This is a genomic window from Flavobacterium panacis (assembly GCF_024649945.1).
GTDB classification, from domain to species: domain Bacteria; phylum Bacteroidota; class Bacteroidia; order Flavobacteriales; family Flavobacteriaceae; genus Flavobacterium; species Flavobacterium panacis.
Window position 1 is genome coordinate 282,118 of the sequence record NZ_JANKMS010000003.1, and the last position, 17,274, is coordinate 299,391.

Sequence of the window (17,274 nt, forward strand, 5' to 3'; positions counted from 1 at the left end):
ACACGCAATGCAAAACTATGTTTCTATGTGTTTAAATAATTTCGCCCCAACTTACAATTTTAGATTTCTTAATCGCAAAGCATTCACGATTACCGAAACAGAACTTAAACTCATAGCAACCGCTGCCAACATTGGCGAAAGCAAGATTCCTAAAAACGGAAATAAAATTCCTGCTGCAATTGGTACTCCCAACGTATTATAAATAAAAGCAAAGAATAAGTTTTGTTTGATGTTTGACATTACAGCGTGACTCAAGTTTTTCGCTTTTACAATTCCGTGTAAATCGCCTTTTACCAATGTGATTTTAGCACTTTCGATTGCAACATCAGTTCCAGTTCCCATTGCAATTCCGATGTTCGATTGCGCCAAAGCAGGTGCATCATTGATTCCGTCTCCTGCCATTGCTACCACTTTTCCTTGTGCTTGAAGACGTTCGATTTCTTTCAATTTATCTTCAGGAAGGCAATCGGCTTTAAAAGAGCTCAAATGCAATTGCTCGGCAACGGCTTTTGCTGTGTTGTGATTATCTCCTGTCAACATAATCACTTCAACACCTTGATCGATTAATTCTTTAATCGCTTTTGCGCTGTTTTCTTTGATCGCATCGGTAATGGCAACAAAACCTAAAACTTCTTTTTCAATAGAAATATAGGAAATTGTTTTTCCAAGATTTTGCTCAGCAGTCACTTTGTTTTCTAAATCTGAAGAAATAGAAACTCCGATTTCATCCATTAATTTTTTATTTCCTAAAGCGACTTTTTTACTTTCGATAGTTCCAAAAACGCCTTTTCCAGCAATCGTTTCAAAACCTTCGACTTCTTTTAGTTCGCTGTTTTTTGCTTTCGCGAAATTGACTACAGCTTGTGCCAAAGGATGTTCACTATGTTGATTCAAAGAAGCAATGTTCTGAAGTAGAAAATCTTCGTTATTATTAACTGCATATATTTTTTCTACAGAAGGTTTTCCTTCGGTAATTGTTCCTGTTTTATCGGTAATTAAAACATCAATTTTATTCATGTTTTCTAATGCTTCGGCATTTTTTATTAAAATTCCGTTTTGAGCGCCTTTTCCAACACCAACCATAACCGACATAGGAGTTGCTAATCCAAGTGCGCAAGGACAAGCAATAATTAAAACAGCAATGGCATTAATTAATCCGTAAACATAGGCGGGTTCTGGACCGAATTTCGCCCAAAGAATAAATGTCAAAATTGAAATAAAAACAACTGTCGGAACGAAATATTTAGAAACACGATCAGCCAATTTCTGAATTGGAGCACGAGATCTGCTGGCATTATTTACCATTTCAATAATTTGCGAAAGGATAGTTTCTGAACCGACTTTTTCGGCAACCATTACAAACGATTTTGTTCCGTTTATTGTTCCAGAAATTACAGAATCTCCCACTTTTTTATCTACAGGAATCGGTTCTCCTGTAATCATGGATTCGTCGATACTACTTTCTCCAAAATAGATTTTTCCATCGACAGGAATTTTTTCTCCCGGTTTTACGCGTAATAAATCGTCTTTTTTGATATTGTGAATGGATATTACTTTGTCAATTCCTTTTTCTACTAAAGTAGCTTCGGTTGGAGCAAGTTTTAAAAGCTCTTTTATTGCGCCGTTTGTTTGTCCGTGTGCTTTGGCTTCCAATAATTGTCCTAATAAAACCAAAGTGATAATTACAGTTGCTGCTTCAAAATACAAATGAATGGTTCCGTGATGCGATTTGAATTCGGAAGGGAAAATATCTGGGAAAAACATTCCCACAATACTAAATAGGAAGGCAACGCTAGTTCCAATTCCGATTAGTGTGAACATATTCAAATTCCATGTCACAATTGATTTGTAAGCGCGAACGAAAAACATCCAACCTGCATAAAATAAAACGGGAAGTGAAAACAGAAACTGAACCCAATTCCATTTTTCGATAGACATTATATTATATAAAGGATTATTCGGAATCATTTCTGACATTGAAATAATGAAAATAGGAAGCGTAAACAAAATCGCGATTTTCATTTTTTTCAATAAATCAGAATAAGTTTTGTTTTCTTCGCTTTCAGAAGCCTGCATCGGAACCAAATCCATTCCGCAAATCGGGCAATCGCCTGGTTCGTTTGAAACGATTTCTGGATGCATCGGACAAGTAAATTGTGTTGCTGTTATCGCAACTTGCGGTACTAAGTCCATTCCACAAACCGGACAGTCTCCGGGTTTGTTGTATGTTTTATCGCCTTCACAATGCATTGGACAATAATAGACGCCATTTGCACTGTGCTGTATTTTTTTAGTTTCTGTTTTGTGATGATTATGGTCGTGATTCTCTTTTTTATGACCAGAACAGCAAGATTTTGGTGCTTCGCCATGATTTTTAGGAGAATCCATTTCAATCGTATAATTTCCTGCGGCAGATAAAATTTCTTGAAATTTTTCTGTCGGAACATGTTTTTCCATTGTAATGGTAGCCGTTGGCGGATTTAGAGTTACTTCTGCCTGAACGCCTTCAACTTCGTTCAAAGTTTTTTCGACTTTAGTTCGGCATCCGTTGCACGACATTCCTGAAATTATATATTGATGAGTCATTGTATTGGTTTTTAAGTATTACAATGCAAATTTCCGAACTATCGACGAGTTCGGTTTGTATAATTTTGTGAATGATTTGTAAGATTTACAAAATGGGTAAAATGTTCTTGCAAAGACGCTAAGTCGCAAAGTTTTTTTGTTTCACGCAGATTTAAAATGATTTAAGCTGATATAAAAATAATCTGCCCAATCTGCGAGAGAATAATTTTTAATATCGCAAAATATTTTGAGAATGATTTGTAAGATTTACAAATGGATAAAAGTTTTGTTTCACGCAGATTCTGCGGATTGAGCAGATTTAATTAAAAAATATCTGCTGAATCTGCTTAAATCATTTTAAATCTGCGTGAAACAAAATCATATATTCTCAATCTGAATACGCTTTTTATCTTTTGATTGTTTGAAAGAAGTAGGAGTAAAGCCTGTGATTTTTTTGAATTGATTACTCAAATGTGCTACGTTGCTGTAATTCAGAATATCGGCAATTTCACTTAACGAAAGTTCATTGTAAATCAATAACTCTTTTACTTTTTCAATTTTCTGGCTGATGAAATATTTTTCAATCGTGGTGTTTTCAATTTCCGAAAAAAGATTGCTCAGCGAATTATAATCTTGATTTAAGTTTTCAGCCAAATAATCTGATAAGTTGATTTTAAGATCATTGTTTTTATGATGTACCAAATCGACAATCAGGTTTTTTATTCTTTCAACTGTTTTTGTCTTTTTATCATCAATTAAATCAAAACCTAAATTTTGAAGATTTTCTAATAAAACTTCTTTTTGCTCGTCGCTGATTTCTTTTTCCAGTTCCACTTCGCCCAATTCAACAGCAATAGTTTGAAGTCCGAGTTTTTCCAACTCAGACTCCACAACCATTTTGCATCTCGCACACACCATGTTTTTGATGTAAAGCTTCATATTTATTTGATCGTTTCTACCACGTTGCCACAAGTCAACATCGAAGAACCGTAGTATGGATTCTTAACTGCTTTTTCTTTGCTTAACCAATCAGCATCTGCCATTGGGCAATATTGTTTGTAGATTGGCTGTTCCGGATTAGAAACTTTTATTAAATCGTAAGTGCTTTTCGATAAAGATTTAAAAGTCTCACGTTGTTTTTTAAGGTCTGTTGTAGACGAAATACTTTTAGCATCGGCAGTTAATTTTTTAACCACTTTCATCCAAACCGTATGTTCGTTGCTTTTTAATTTGTCCATTTTCACTGCAGTAATCGCTGTCAGTAAAGTTGCAGCTTTCGCCGAAGTCAATTTGCTGTCACTTTTAATAAGTGCATCTTTCACATTAAAATAAGCATCATAAACAGATTGTAACTGACTTGCATCAGCAATTTCTGTTGTTTCTGATTCTGCTTTTACTGTATTCGCCTGAATATGGTTTGCACTAAATAATAGGGTTAGTACGGTTGCTAAAGCTATGATTGATTTTTTCATTGTATATAGTGTTTGAGTAAAGGATTTAATTTCCTTTAAAATTAATTAAAAAAGTTGATTCCGAAAAGACCCAATATGGGCTGTCATAAATGCGATAATTATATTTTCGGCTTCAGCCAAATAGAAGTAAATCCAGAAGAAATAGTAGAATTACTGTAAGATGAAATCGTGTTTTTTAAAGAAAAATTGAAAACATCATTTTGTAAATCAAATTCATTTGAATTCAAAATAACGAATTGCAAGGTAGAAGTTGTACAGCCAGAATGGCGACATTTTCCATCGCAATTGTGTTTTTCTTGTTTTGAAGTTTTGTTTTCACAGCATTTTTTAGAACAGCTGTTTTCTTTTTTAGAAGCCATTTCTTTGTGATGTTCCATATTGCATGCATAAGTATAACTCGGATTCAATAAGAAACTAAGCGTTACAATAAGCAATATGATGTGGATTTTCTTTTTCAAAGAAATTGTTTTTTGAAGTACAAATTTAGTTAAAAATGTTCGAGGAAATTACTTTTTAAGATTTCGCTAACTACAGTTTCTTAAAATCTGTCGGTTTCATGTTTTTACGTTTTTTGAAATAATTCGTCAAATGACTTTCATCGGTAAAGCCAAATTCATACGCAATCTGCTTAATCGGCAATTGATTGTTGTGAAATCTCTTTTCGATTAAAGTCGTTCTCAAATTGTGAATGTATTCGCGATAACTGATGCTGAATGTTCTTTTGAAATAAGCACTAAAATACGTGTGAGCGATATTAAAATGTTCTGCAATGACTTTTACCTGAACCAATTTTGGCTGATAAATATTCTGATGAATGTAATTGGCAATTTGTTCATTATCCAAATGATTTGATTTCATTTGAAGGTTCATTCCACGAATAGTTTCTTTAATTAAACCAAAAATCGAAAGAATTTGATAGAAAACAATTGGAGAAGAAGTCACATCAATATATTTATCGTAAGTAACAATGTTTTCGACGGTATTTTTTAGAATCGTTTTACAAGGTTCATCAAATTTCAAAACGGTTTCTTTCAAGATTTTATCTCGCATGAAACTTTCTGGAGTATTCACTAGGAATTCATCACATGTCAGATTCTGTTTGGAATTGAAATAATTATCAGTGAATTTGATGAAAATGAATCCAGTACTTTTCTTGATGTCAAAATAATGTTCATCGTCTGGCGAAATCACAAACAAATCTCCAGCTTTATATGGAAGCAGATTATTGTTCAAATGATGAATGCCGCTTCCTTTCTTTATATAAATGATTTCGTAATAGGTATGAGTATGCGGGGGAAGATGAAATTTCTCTTCTTCAAATTCATCAAGTACAAGTGTTTTAAACTGATTTAATTTTGGCATAACTTAATTGTACAATTTTATATCACAAATTTACAATTTATTTTTCGCTTAACGGTGTTAATTTTGCCTCGTAGAAATCTATTCCTTTCTACAATAAATTAAAATGAAAAAAAGTCTTATTGCACTCTCTTTAGGAGGGTTAACTATTGGTATTACAGAATTTGTAATGATGGGATTACTCCCAGATATTGCTTCAGATATGAAAGTTTCAATTCCGGTTGCTGGATATTTAATTTCGTCTTATGCCCTTGGAGTTGTTATTGGAGCCCCTTTGTTAGTAATCGCAGGAAGAAATTATGCGCCTAAAAAAATGCTTTTAATTTTAGCTTTAATGTTGGCAGTTTTTAATGCACTATCCATTATTGCTCCTGATTATAATGTTTTATTTGCTTCTCGATTTTTATCTGGATTGCCACACGGAGCATTTTTTGGAGTGGGAGCGGTAGTCGCAAGCCGTTTGGCAGATAAAGGAAAAGAAGCGCAGGCAATTTCAATCATGTTTGCGGGTTTAACTATCGCTAACTTAATAGGTGTGCCTATAGGAACTTATATTGGTCACCACTTTATTTGGCGTTATACCTTTGTACTAATTGCTTTTGTTGGATTATTAACCTTTTTAGCGATCTATTTATGGATGCCAAATCTGGAAAAAGGCGAAAGTGTTAATATGAAAACTCAGCTTCAATTTTTCAAGAAAACAGAAGCGTGGTTAATTATCGGAATTACCGCCATTGGTTTTGGAGGTCTTTTTGCTTGGATCAGTTATATTGCTCCTTTATTAATTAATGTGTCGAAATTTTCGCCAGAAGATGTTTCTTCAATCTTGATCTTAGCTGGATTAGGGATGGTGGTTGGAAATTTCATAGGAGGGAAATTGGCAGACCGTTTTTCGCCAGCTCCAACTACATTAGCATTATTAATGGTAATGTCTTTAGATTTGGTTCTGGTTTACTTCTTCTCATTCAATCAATATGTTTCATTGTTTTTAACTTTCTTAACTGGAGCTATTTCATTCTCGGTTATTGCTCCAATTCAGATGTTGATGATTCGCACCGCAAAAGGAGCAGAGATGATTGCTTCGGCATCTCTTCAGGGAAGTTTTAATATTGGGAATGCTTTAGGGGCTTTTCTAGGCGGATTGCCATTGGCAGCAGGATTTAGTTATTCATCTCCAAATCTTATTGGAGTTGTAATGTCAGTAATCGGAATGATTATTACATTCATATTGATGAGGTTACATCAAAAACAAGTGCAGCTTCAGCACGTTTAAGTATTTTTAAATATAATTTTTAAGCCCTTAACTTTTGTTTAAGGGCTTTTTTTGTGCCTTTATTGAACGTTTGTTTCTTTAAACTGCTTTAAAAGAAACGTTGCGTAAGAAAATTTACTTTAAAATACGCTCTTTTTTTTACTTACAAAGTATTTTTTTTAGGATGATTTTAACTTTTTAAGTGTAAAAAATACACCTAATAATATCGCAATTAATATTCATGTAATCGATTGTTTTTTTTGCAATAATCGAATCAAATGAACGATTAATAATAATATATTTAATATTTTATATTGGATAAAATTGTATATCTCACATAAAAAATCAATAAAATTTTTGATATGTAATTTTTTTTATGACTTTTTTATGAAAAATTATTTTTCGTTTAAAAAAAATATCTATGTTTGTGTAATCGATTACAACTGTTTTTTTTGTTGTTCGAAATCGATTAAGTAATAAGAATTCAACAGAGATAAAAATTAACCAATTTTAGTAAGAATTAAAAGGAATAAATATGAAACAACAATACCTGTAAAAATTAGAATGAATGAATTGAAGTAACCACAAAAAACCACTTAAACCAGAATTTAAAACTTTAATAACTTAAACAATCAACCATGAACTTTAAAGAACTATTAAACAAAGGAGCAGATTTTTGCTTTAAACTTGTTTTCTTACTGTGCTTATTGATCGGAAGTCAAGTACATGCGCAGACCACAACGATAGAGGGAACCGTGAAAGATGCTGCGGGCCTTTCTCTACCAGGTGTAAATGTCTTAGAGAAAGGAACCAAAAATGGGACTTCTACCGATTTCGACGGGCATTTCAAATTAAAACTGACGAACCCAAAAGCGGTACTAAGTTTTTCTTTTATTGGATTTAAAAGCGTTGACGCTTCTACAGATGGAAAATCTAAAGTCAATGTAACGATGTCCGAAGATTCTAACAACTTAAATGAAGTTGTTGTAATTGGATATGGAACTTCTAAAAAATCCGACTTAACGGGAGCGGTATCTACTATTTCGGGTAACGATTTGAAAAAAGTGCCATTAGCAAATGTTGCTGAAGCTTTAACAGGTCGTATTGCTGGGGTGCAAGTAACTTCGTCAGAAGGTTCTCCAGATGCAGATATCCGAATTAGAGTGCGTGGGGGAGGATCTCTTACTCAGGATGCTTCGCCATTAATTATTGTGGATGGATTTCCAATCAATAATATGAATGATATTTCTTCATCTGATATTGAAACAATGACAGTTTTAAAAGATGCTGCTTCAACTGCTATATACGGATCTCGTGGTGCAAATGGAGTAATATTGATTACAACTAAAAGTGGAAAAGACGGTAAAATGGCAGTGAATTTCAATATGTTCTATGGTATGAAAACTATGGCTAAAGAAATTGATGTTTTATCTCCTGAAGATTATACAAAATGGCAGTATGAATATGCTTTGCTTTCACAAACAGGAACAAAAGTGGCTTCTGATCCAAACTCTTACACTAAATATTTTGGAAACTGGCAAGATCATGATATGTACAATGGTTTAAAAGGTAATGATTGGCAAAAACAGATTTTTGGAAGAAGAGGAGAGGTACAAAGCCGTGATTTAGGAATTAGAGGTGGTACAGATAAGCTTAATTACAACTTCAATTATGCTCGTTATGATGAGAAGGCAATTATGTTAGGTTCAAATTACAGAAGAAACAACCTTGCTCTTGCTTTAAAAAGTAAAATAAGTGATAAGATTGATGTTGGTTTTACAGTACGTTATTCTGATACAGAAATTGATGGTGGTGGAGTAAACGAACAAAATGAAAAATCTTCATCAGATTCTCGTATGCGTACTATTGTTGGATATGCTCCAATTCCTGTATCAGGTTTGACTTCTGATGATGTTTCTGGAGACGGAACAGATGTTTTGATCAATCCACTAAGATCTATTTATGATAATAATCGTCAGCAGTTTCGCAAGAACTTCAATATGTTGGGAAGTTTTGGATGGGAGATTGTAGATAACTTAAAATTGAAAGTAGATTTAGGTCTTGATAATTATAACAACTTAGATTATCGTTTTTATGGACGAAGCACTTATTATGTAGCAAATGCTCCAGCTAGTACATTACAGGGTAAGCCGGCAATGATTATGGGAGATAGTAAGGAAAAACGTTTTAGAAATGCTAATACATTGAATTATGACTTCAAAAAAATAATGGGTGAAGATCATCATTTGACAGCTCTTATTGGAGAAGAAAGTATTAATTACGAAGTGAATACTGTAACTTCTACTATTCATGGATATCCTTCATTTTTCGATTTTAATCAAGCAAAAACATTAACTTCACAAGGGACACCACAAGCAGTAGACAACTATTATAGCCCAGACGACAGATTATTATCATTTTTTGGACGTGCGAATTATGATTATAAAAATCGTTATATCTTATCAGCTACATTCCGTGCTGACGGATCAAGTAAATTTTTATCACAGAATCGTTGGGGATATTTCCCAGCTTTTGCAGCAGGATGGAAAATTTCTGAAGAAAGATTCCTAAAAGACAAAAACTGGATTGATCTTCTGAAAGTGAGAGCTAGTTATGGTGAAGCAGGAAACAATAATATCCCTGTAGGGCAACAAACTCAAATCTTTCAATCTATTCCAACAACTTGGATTAATGGGGTTACTAGTGTTTGGGCAATTCCAAAAACAATGCCTAATCCAGATTTGAAATGGGAAACTACAGTAACTCAAAACGTTGGATTGGATTTTGGATTTTTCAAAAATCGTTTAAGTGGTAATTTTGATGTTTATAAAAATATCACGAGTGATTTATTAATTAATTTCCCTGTTCCAGGATCTGGATATGAATACCAATACCGTAACATGGGAGAAACTCAAAATACAGGTTTTGAGGCAACTATAAATGTTGTGGCGATTGAAAAAGCGAAATATGGATTGAATTTTTCATTCAATATGGGAATGAACAAAAACCGCATTAATTCATTAGGTGTTATGAGTAATTTTGGACAAGCTACAGGTTGGGCTTCTTCACAAATTGGAGATGATTACTTAATATCGGTTGGTTCTTCGTTAGGAACTATGTATGGTTACAAAAATGATGGAAGATACGAAGTTTCAGACTTTGATTATGTTGGCGGAAAATATGTTTTAAAAACGGGTGTAATTCCTACTGCTACTACTTTGGTAGGAGATGGAAGTTCTATTAAACCAGGAGACATGAAATTGAAAGATGTTAATGGAGATGGTGTTGTAGATTTAAAAGATAAAACAGTTATTGGTAATGTTAATCCTAAGAGTACTGGAGGTTTTGTAATCAATGGAAACGCTTATGGATTTGATTTAATGGCAGCTTTTAACTGGAGCATTGGTAATGATGTTTATAATGCTGATAAAATTGAGTTTTCTACAGCTACGGCTTCAGGGCAGTATAAAAATTTGAATTCTGCTATGGCCGATGGAAAAAGATGGACAAATTTGGATCCTTCTACAGGACAATTAGTTACAGATCCTACTCAATTGGCAGCTCTTAATGCTAATACAACGATGTGGTCTCCATACATGAGAAGCGCTATATTTACAGATTGGGCGGTAGAAGATGCATCTTTTTTAAGATTAAATACTTTGACATTAGGGTATACAGCACCTGAGATGTTTACATCTAAACTTGGAGTCTCTAAATTAAGATTCTATTTGACGGCAAGCAATGTTTTTGTTTGGACTAACTATTCGGGGTCAGATCCGGAAGTTTCAACTAAAAGAAAAAACCCTCTTACTCCAGGGGTTGATTCAAGTCCGTATCCAAGAAGCAGACAAATGGTTTTTGGGATGAATCTTAATTTCTAATTTAAAATTATCACAAAATGAAACATAAAATAATAATAGCAGGATTGATAATTTCGAGTCTATTTAGTTCTTGCCAACAATTTGAAGACGACTATTTAGAAACAGACGCGCCATCAACACTAAAGCCTGAACTGATTTTTTCTGATGCTGAACTTGCAAAAGGAGCTGTTGACGGAATAAAAGTACCTTTTGCAGAGACAAACTCTTATAGAGGAAGATTTTTACCATATTATGGACTAAATACCGATGTGGAATGGTACAATGCCTCACAAACAGCGGGAGATAAAGCAGACTTGTGTGTGTATGATGCAAAACCAAGTAATACAGAGATGAATAATATTACTAATGCTTATGCGATGATGTACATGGGTATTGAGCGAGCGAATATTTGTATTGATGGTATACGAAAATTTGGTAATGCAGAACCAGGTAATGCGATGGGGCAGTTGTTAGGAGAAGCTTTAACATTGAGAGCTATTTACTACGCTGATTTAATTAGAGCATGGGGAGATGTTCCAGCTCGTTTTGAACCTATTACGACTGCAACTTTATATCTACCTAAATCAAGTAGAGATATTATTTACAAACAACTAATTGCAGATTTAGGAGAAGCAGCGACATTAGTAGCTTGGCCTAATGCAACTTCTTATACAAGCACTGTAGAACATGTAAATAAAGCTTTTGTAAAAGGATTTAGAGCACGTTTAGCATTGGCGGCAAGTGGGTATCAACAATATCCTGATGCAGTAAGAAGAAGTAGTGATCCAGAGCTTTCAGTGGCTAATATGTATGCATTGGCATTAAAAGAATCTCGTGAAGTAATTCAAAGTGGTTCTGCTCGTTTAGAATCGACTTTTGAGGGATTATGGAGAAAATACAATGAAGAAGTTACTACTGCTGGTGGAGAATCTCTTTGGGAACTTCCTTTTGCAGATGGACGTGGTAGAATGTTATTTACGTTTGCTGTAAAACACACCGCTGCAATTGATCAATTCCAGGCTAATGGTGGTAACCGCGGAGGTGTAGCAGGGCCATTACCATTTGTTTTTTATGATTATGATCAAGCTGATACACGTAGAGATGTTACTTGTGTTCCTTATAAATATGGTACAGCAGGAGCTAATAATATAGCTAAACAAGAGTTAGGTACTTTGGATACATGGTATTTTGGTAAATATCGTTATGAATGGATGAAACGTTATGTAACTTCTACTAATGATGACGGGGTTAACAAAATGTATATGCGTTATGCTGAGGTGCTTCTTATTGCTGCAGAAACAGCAAACGAACTGGAAGGAGCTAGTGCAGCAATGCCTTACCTAAAAGAAATTCGTAGAAGATCTTTTGGTTCAGCAGATCAGGCTGAAAAAGTGGAGAATTATGTGAACTCTAAGAATAGTAAAGAAGCGATGTTTAATGCTATCGTTGAAGAAAATAAATATGAGTTTACTGGAGAAATGGAGCGTAAGCAAAATTTAATTCGTTGGAATTTGTTAAAAGTAAAATTAGACGAAGCAAAACAAAAAATGGCAGATTTATCGGCTCGCTCTGGTAGTTATGCTACTGTACCAGCAACACTATATTATAAGTATAAATCGGATAATGTAAGTTTAGATATTTATGGATTAAATAGAGGTGAAACCACAAATCCTGGAGCTACCTATTCTTCTATTGCTTGGACTTGGACAGGAACAGCTGCAGATACTAAGATAAGCTCATTGTACAAACCAGGGGTTAATCCTGATAACAGACAATTCTGGCCAATATGGCAAGTGTTTCTTGATGGAAGTAATGGCCAATTGAAAAATGATTACGGTTATTAAAATCTTTAGAAATTAATAGTAAATTATTAAGGTATTATGATGAAAACAAAATATATATTTACAGGATTAATAACCCTATTACTACTTGCAGTTGGAGTTTCTGGTTGTGAAAGTTACAATGAGGAGTTATTAGACAACGTTGGAAATTCAAGAGAATTTTCCCCACTTGGTGTTACAGCCAGAGTTAGGAATTCAACTACGGTTGAATTAACTTGGACCGCTAAAGCTGATGAAAATGCAGATCATTACACCGTAGAATTTAGTGCAGATGATCAGGATTTCAAGACTATTTTTAAAACAATAAATGTCTCTTTAGCACAATTGCCAATACAAGTACCTTTAGAAGGAGAAACTACTTATTATATTCGAGTAAAAGCTGTAAGTGCTTCTGGTCTTGAAGATTCTAAATGGTCAATTACTACAGCGACGACATTATCTGAGCAGATTTTTTCTCCAATTAAAGCAGAAGAGATTCAAGCGCAGTCTGTTGTTGTACGATGGACACCTAATAGTAATGTTACTCAAATTTTATTTCAACCAGGTAATGTAGTGCATACGATAACAGCGGAAGAAAAAACTGCTGGAGTAGCAACTGTTACTGGTTTAACTCCAGAAACAAATTATAATGTTACTTTAAAGAACGGAACTAAAACTAGAGGAACGTTAGCTTTTACAAGTGGTGTTGATTTGACAAAAGGAATTATCGTAAATCCTGGGGATGATTTAAATGCCAAAATAGCTCAGGTAACAGGAGATACAAGATTATTGCTTATGCCAGGTGTTTATCAGACAAGCGGTGAGATAATCGTAAATAAAAAACTTATTATTAGAGGAGTAAGACCGGAGAATAAGCCAAAACTGAATGTGAAATTTACTCTTGTTAACAATCCTTCGAACGCTAGTGAAGCAGTGAATCTGTCTCTGATTGATCTGGATCTAAATGGAGCTGGTTTAACTGGTGGAGTAATTTCAATTTTAACAGCACAAGCTTCACCTTTAGGAGATGTTTTTATAAGCAGTTCGTATGTTCATGATTATCCTTCTCAACTTATGTATGGAAACGCATCAGCTAGATTAAAATCATTCACAGTAGACAATAGTATTGTTAAAAATATAAATACTGCTGGAGGAGCTGATTTTATTGATTTCAGAACTACTTATGTTGAAAATATTGCCTTAACAAAAAGTACATTTCATAATTGTGCATCACGTGATTTCATCCGTTTAGATGCAGTTACTACTTTTGGGACAAGTGTAACAAGTAATGTGGTGATTGATGCATGTACGATATACAATCCGACATTAATAGCTTCTAGCAGAATTTTGTATGTACGTTTTGCATCAAATGTTTTAGCAGTGAGAAATACGTTGTTTGCTGTTGGTCAGGCAATTTACACCAACCAAGTTGCAACAAGTGCTCCAGGATTTGGAAATAACAACAATTTTAATTCACCAAATTTAAAAGCAGCATTAACAAATAATAGACCTGATACTGGTGCAACAACACTAGATCCGCAATTTGCAAATGTGGCAACAGGAGATTTCACAATAAGTAATCAGACTTTAATGGACAATAAAGTAGGAGACCCTCGTTGGATAAAATAAGAATTCATGGTTAATAAATAGGAAAAGCGGAATACAAGTAAAATTGTATTCCGCTTTCTGTTTTATGTCAGTTTCAAATTAAGAGCTAAAAACCGAGAATGTAAGCTTCAATTATTCAATGACAAAATCAAATTTTTGTAATAAACCTGCAAGTGCTGTATGAGAAACTTTGGTTCCTTTAATTTTATTTTCAGATGGATCGAAAGCATAATTTCTTGAAGTTCTAAAATCCGTTTTCTCCAGAACACTTTCCACGAAAGTGGCACTAGAAAGATCACAGTTTTTAAAAACCGCCAATGATAAATCGGTATTCGAGAAATCAGTTTCTTTTAAAGAACAATCAGTAAAATTGGTTTTCTTTAATTTTTTATAAATGAAAGTTGAATAATCTAAAATACAATCTTCAAAATTCATCGAAAACAAAAAACTATTACAGGCGCTGAAGTCCAATCCCATTAATTTACAACCAATAAATTGAATGTTTTTCAGTCCTGTATTTCGTAAAGTTGCCAAAGAAAGGTTGCAGTTTTTAAAAGTGCAATCCAGAAAGTCATTGTGACTTAAATCGCTTTTAGAAAAGTTGCAATTAATGAATTCGCAGTTTACAAATTCGGTATGATCTAAACTTTGGTCCGAATAATCGATTGTTTCAAAAGTTCGGTTTTGGTATAATTTTGTTTCCATTAAAAATAAAAGGCATATAAGAGTTTATTCTAATTCAATACAGTCGAAAATAGTATTGTTTTGAAGTAATTCAGCAACATTTAGTTCACTGTCCACTCGAAGGATATTATCACAGTCTTCAAGATCAAAATTCCACTGCGATTCCGGTAATAATTGATCTAAAAGGACAGAAGCCGACTCAAATTTAGCCTGGCTGTCAACGGAAGTTTTAAAAACATAAATCATAATTTGCATTTTTGAGCAAGCAAATTTCTGAAAAACAATAATGTATTTGTTAGGATTCTGTAATCAATGATTAGGACTTATCAATCAATTTTCTGTATCTGATAGGCGAAATTCCTTCTAGCTTTTTAAAAAAACGACTAAAGTAAGATTGATCTTCAAAGCCTACCTGAGTTGCAATTTCACCAACTGAAAGTGTGGTTTGAAATAGTAAATATTTGGCTTCTAATAATATGCTGTCATCAATCCATTTTACGGCAGATTTTCCCGTAACCGTCTTCACACATTTATTTAAATGGTTTGGAGTGACATTCAATAAGGAAGAATAATAATTAACCTGATGTTGTGTTTTAATTTGGTCGTGAATCAGTTCTTTGAATTTTCCCGTAATCACTTCTGCTGCCGAAATACTTTTAGATGTTTTTTCGGCATTTTTATTCATTTCATAAAACAAAGTAATCAAGTAAGATTGTACAATATTCAAATCTGTAATAGTAGTTTCTGAATATTCCTTTTTCAATCGTTCTAAAATATTCGTAATCGGACCGATATCTTCTGGAGCCAGTTTTATTTTAGGACTTCCCGAAATTTTCAAAAAGTCAAACTCATTAAGAAGTTCGCGGCTTCCGTATTTCCGAATTAAAACATCAGGATGAAACTGACAGATATAGCCGCTGTGGATATTATTAACATTATCCAGCGAAAAAATTTGACCTGCAGGAATCACAATTATTTCGTTGTCAGTAGTGGTATATTCTTGATAACCCAATTTCATAGTATGCTGACCAGAAGTAATAAAAATCAAGGTATGACAAGAATGTTTAGAAGGAGGAACAGGATGTTGCATGTGCATAATTTCCTCAATTTCAAGACAGAAAAAATGATCCGAATTGGATTTGAAAAGTAAATGAATCGGATTGTCTTCTCCGAGAAATTTTTCTCGGAAACCTTTCGCTTCGTACGTCTTTATTTTTTCAGCCGACTTCGTTCTCATCCTTAATAATATAATCTAAAATCAAGCAATTTGCAGAGATTGTAATGTTTGGTATAAAGATCTTCGACCACTTCAAATAGATTGTCGTTTTCTTGATACAGACTAAAAAAAGCTTTGTCGATCGTACTGCAGCTCGCAATTTTATTATAAGTAGAACCATAACCAGAAATGGCTCTTGCTCCCGTGATATCTAAGAAATACTGAGCTTCTTCTTCGTTTAAATCTAAAACTTTAAGATTCGCGAAATGAATAATTTTTCCTTTCATTTTTCCTTCAAACAATTCGGCAATTTCTTCAATACTGTAGTAATAATCGTGAAGGCAGATATTGTTTTGTTGTCCTGGCATGGCCAGATAAATGATTTCATAATCCTTAAAATTATGATCTTCATACAATAAAACATTCAAACTTTCTTCTAAACCTTCAATCGTGTCGCAGGTTTTATGAATGCTCGAAATACCTTGGTCAATCGCCAATTCTTCCAAACATTTTACCACATTGGTTGGGTTATGATCCTCTATATCTCGAACGCCTTCAAGGCAGAAAATAAATTTTTCATTATCCATGCAGTTTCTCTTTCTGGTTTTAAGGATTAAGTTTTTCTTTTTACGGGTTCTAACAAAAGTATTTTTTCTGAAACAAAATCTACCATATATGGCAGACTTTAACGTGTTTTTTAGATTTTAAATTTAGGTTAGAGCCACGTAAATTTTAAAGCGTATTTTTGTAAACCGAAAAAAAATTACGCATGATACAAATTAACCCAACGGCATCTTTTGCTCTTGAAGATATATTATTCTGTTTTGCATTGGAATCTGAAGCAGCAGAAGTTTTTAAAGGTCATAACGTTTTAATTACTGGAATTGGAAAAGTAAACGCCGCTTACGAACTTTCAAAAGCGATTCTAAAGAAAAAGCCTTCTGTAATTATAAATTTAGGATCAGCGGGAAGTAGCTGTTTTCAAAAAGGCGATGTTATTTGCTGTACCAAATTTGTACAAAGAGATATGGATGTTCGCGGTTTAGGATTTGCACAATTTGAAACACCGCTTTCTGGTTTACCGCCAATATTAGAATATGGTTTGTTAATGGACAACTTACAAGAAGGAATTTGCGGAACAGGCGATAATTTCGAAATGGGACATTGCTCTGACGCTTACAATGTGGTTGACATGGAAGCCTACGCTTTAGCGATGATTGCAATGAAAGAAAATATTCCGTTTTTAAGCTTAAAATATATTTCAGATGGAGCCGATGATAATGCTGCGGAAGATTGGACAGTTCAAGTTCATAAAGCAGCAATTGCTTACGGTAAAATCTTAGGATTGATTGAAGAGACGGAAGCCATTTCTTAAGTGAAGTGGCTTTCTTATTTTTTAAAATATTGATTCATAATTCAATTAAGATATCACTATGCA

The 17,274-nt window shown here is 33.8% G+C and carries 14 protein-coding genes; 5 read left to right on the top strand and 9 right to left on the bottom strand.

The window, feature by feature from the left end; all coding sequences use genetic code 11:
- Positions 1-51: 51 nt before the first annotated feature.
- From NQQ59_RS09380 to NQQ59_RS09400, 5 genes are all read right to left on the bottom strand, one after another.
- On the bottom strand, positions 52-2,586 hold the full coding sequence (locus NQQ59_RS09380; protein ID WP_144217927.1) for a heavy metal translocating P-type ATPase: 2,535 nt from the start codon (positions 2,584-2,586) through the stop codon (positions 52-54).
- Between the two features lie 357 nt (positions 2,587-2,943).
- A complete protein-coding gene (locus NQQ59_RS09385; protein WP_144217929.1) occupies positions 2,944-3,504 on the bottom strand; it encodes an AraC family transcriptional regulator in 561 nt (186 codons plus the stop codon).
- A 2-nt stretch (positions 3,505-3,506) separates the two neighbouring features.
- On the bottom strand, positions 3,507-4,037 hold the full coding sequence (locus NQQ59_RS09390) for a DUF3347 domain-containing protein (RefSeq protein ID WP_144217931.1): 531 nt from the start codon (positions 4,035-4,037) through the stop codon (positions 3,507-3,509).
- A gap of 98 nt (positions 4,038-4,135) precedes the next feature.
- Positions 4,136-4,495 carry a hypothetical protein gene (locus NQQ59_RS09395; RefSeq protein WP_257698179.1) on the bottom strand — a complete coding sequence of 120 codons (360 nt, stop codon included), beginning with the start codon at positions 4,493-4,495 and terminating at the stop codon, positions 4,136-4,138.
- Between the two features lie 70 nt (positions 4,496-4,565).
- The gene (locus NQQ59_RS09400; RefSeq protein ID WP_144217933.1) at positions 4,566-5,399 is read right to left on the bottom strand and encodes an AraC family transcriptional regulator; all 834 of its coding nucleotides are present in this window, start codon (positions 5,397-5,399) and stop codon (positions 4,566-4,568) included.
- A 103-nt stretch (positions 5,400-5,502) separates the two neighbouring features.
- On the opposite strand from NQQ59_RS09400, the gene NQQ59_RS09405 reads away from it, so the two are divergent.
- The 4 genes from NQQ59_RS09405 to NQQ59_RS09420 all read left to right on the top strand — a co-directional run bounded on the left by NQQ59_RS09405 (position 5,503) and on the right by NQQ59_RS09420 (position 13,957).
- Positions 5,503-6,669: an MFS transporter gene (locus tag NQQ59_RS09405; protein WP_144217935.1), complete on the top strand. Its 1,167-nt coding sequence runs from the start codon at positions 5,503-5,505 to the stop codon at positions 6,667-6,669.
- Between the two features lie 617 nt (positions 6,670-7,286).
- The gene (locus NQQ59_RS09410) at positions 7,287-10,529 is read left to right on the top strand and encodes a SusC/RagA family TonB-linked outer membrane protein (protein WP_144217937.1); all 3,243 of its coding nucleotides are present in this window, start codon (positions 7,287-7,289) and stop codon (positions 10,527-10,529) included.
- A gap of 17 nt (positions 10,530-10,546) precedes the next feature.
- Positions 10,547-12,352, top strand: a complete 1,806-nt coding sequence (locus tag NQQ59_RS09415) for a RagB/SusD family nutrient uptake outer membrane protein (RefSeq protein ID WP_144217939.1) — start codon at positions 10,547-10,549, stop codon at positions 12,350-12,352.
- Between the two features lie 36 nt (positions 12,353-12,388).
- Positions 12,389-13,957 carry a DUF4957 domain-containing protein gene (locus tag NQQ59_RS09420; RefSeq protein WP_144217941.1) on the top strand — a complete coding sequence of 523 codons (1,569 nt, stop codon included), beginning with the start codon at positions 12,389-12,391 and terminating at the stop codon, positions 13,955-13,957.
- A 111-nt stretch (positions 13,958-14,068) separates the two neighbouring features.
- Here the strand turns inward: NQQ59_RS09420 and NQQ59_RS09425 are convergent, their stop codons facing one another.
- The 4 genes from NQQ59_RS09425 to NQQ59_RS09440 form a co-directional block, all read right to left on the bottom strand.
- Positions 14,069-14,641 carry a pentapeptide repeat-containing protein gene (locus NQQ59_RS09425; RefSeq protein ID WP_144217943.1) on the bottom strand — a complete coding sequence of 191 codons (573 nt, stop codon included), beginning with the start codon at positions 14,639-14,641 and terminating at the stop codon, positions 14,069-14,071.
- A 24-nt stretch (positions 14,642-14,665) separates the two neighbouring features.
- Positions 14,666-14,866 carry a hypothetical protein gene (locus tag NQQ59_RS09430; protein WP_144217945.1) on the bottom strand — a complete coding sequence of 67 codons (201 nt, stop codon included), beginning with the start codon at positions 14,864-14,866 and terminating at the stop codon, positions 14,666-14,668.
- Positions 14,867-14,936: 70 nt separating this feature from the next.
- The gene (locus NQQ59_RS09435) at positions 14,937-15,857 is read right to left on the bottom strand and encodes a helix-turn-helix domain-containing protein (protein WP_257698180.1); all 921 of its coding nucleotides are present in this window, start codon (positions 15,855-15,857) and stop codon (positions 14,937-14,939) included.
- Between the two features lie 2 nt (positions 15,858-15,859).
- Positions 15,860-16,423, bottom strand: coding sequence for a DUF6642 family protein (locus NQQ59_RS09440; RefSeq protein ID WP_144217946.1), 564 nt, complete (start codon positions 16,421-16,423; stop codon positions 15,860-15,862).
- Between the two features lie 182 nt (positions 16,424-16,605).
- Between NQQ59_RS09440 and NQQ59_RS09445 the strand changes: the two genes are divergently transcribed.
- Complete coding sequence (locus NQQ59_RS09445) at positions 16,606-17,211, top strand: 5'-methylthioadenosine/S-adenosylhomocysteine nucleosidase family protein (protein WP_144217948.1); 606 nt, start codon at positions 16,606-16,608, stop codon at positions 17,209-17,211.
- Positions 17,212-17,274: the final 63 nt, after the last annotated feature.

What these genes read in the sequence shown, in the direction of transcription:
- NQQ59_RS09380 (WP_144217927.1), bottom strand. Translation starts at nt 2,586, where the DNA reads ATGACTCATCAATATATAATTTCAGGAATGTCGTGCAACGGATGCCGA.
- NQQ59_RS09385 (WP_144217929.1), bottom strand. Translation starts at nt 3,504, where the DNA reads ATGAAGCTTTACATCAAAAACATGGTGTGTGCGAGATGCAAAATGGTT.
- NQQ59_RS09390 (WP_144217931.1), bottom strand. Translation starts at nt 4,037, where the DNA reads ATGAAAAAATCAATCATAGCTTTAGCAACCGTACTAACCCTATTATTT.
- NQQ59_RS09400 (WP_144217933.1), bottom strand. Translation starts at nt 5,399, where the DNA reads ATGCCAAAATTAAATCAGTTTAAAACACTTGTACTTGATGAATTTGAA.
- NQQ59_RS09405 (WP_144217935.1), top strand. Translation starts at nt 5,503, where the DNA reads ATGAAAAAAAGTCTTATTGCACTCTCTTTAGGAGGGTTAACTATTGGT.
- NQQ59_RS09410 (WP_144217937.1), top strand. Translation starts at nt 7,287, where the DNA reads ATGAACTTTAAAGAACTATTAAACAAAGGAGCAGATTTTTGCTTTAAA.
- NQQ59_RS09415 (WP_144217939.1), top strand. Translation starts at nt 10,547, where the DNA reads ATGAAACATAAAATAATAATAGCAGGATTGATAATTTCGAGTCTATTT.
- NQQ59_RS09420 (WP_144217941.1), top strand. Translation starts at nt 12,389, where the DNA reads ATGATGAAAACAAAATATATATTTACAGGATTAATAACCCTATTACTA.
- NQQ59_RS09425 (WP_144217943.1), bottom strand. Translation starts at nt 14,641, where the DNA reads ATGGAAACAAAATTATACCAAAACCGAACTTTTGAAACAATCGATTAT.
- NQQ59_RS09430 (WP_144217945.1), bottom strand. Translation starts at nt 14,866, where the DNA reads ATGATTTATGTTTTTAAAACTTCCGTTGACAGCCAGGCTAAATTTGAG.
- NQQ59_RS09435 (WP_257698180.1), bottom strand. Translation starts at nt 15,857, where the DNA reads ATGAGAACGAAGTCGGCTGAAAAAATAAAGACGTACGAAGCGAAAGGT.
- NQQ59_RS09440 (WP_144217946.1), bottom strand. Translation starts at nt 16,423, where the DNA reads ATGGATAATGAAAAATTTATTTTCTGCCTTGAAGGCGTTCGAGATATA.
- NQQ59_RS09445 (WP_144217948.1), top strand. Translation starts at nt 16,606, where the DNA reads ATGATACAAATTAACCCAACGGCATCTTTTGCTCTTGAAGATATATTA.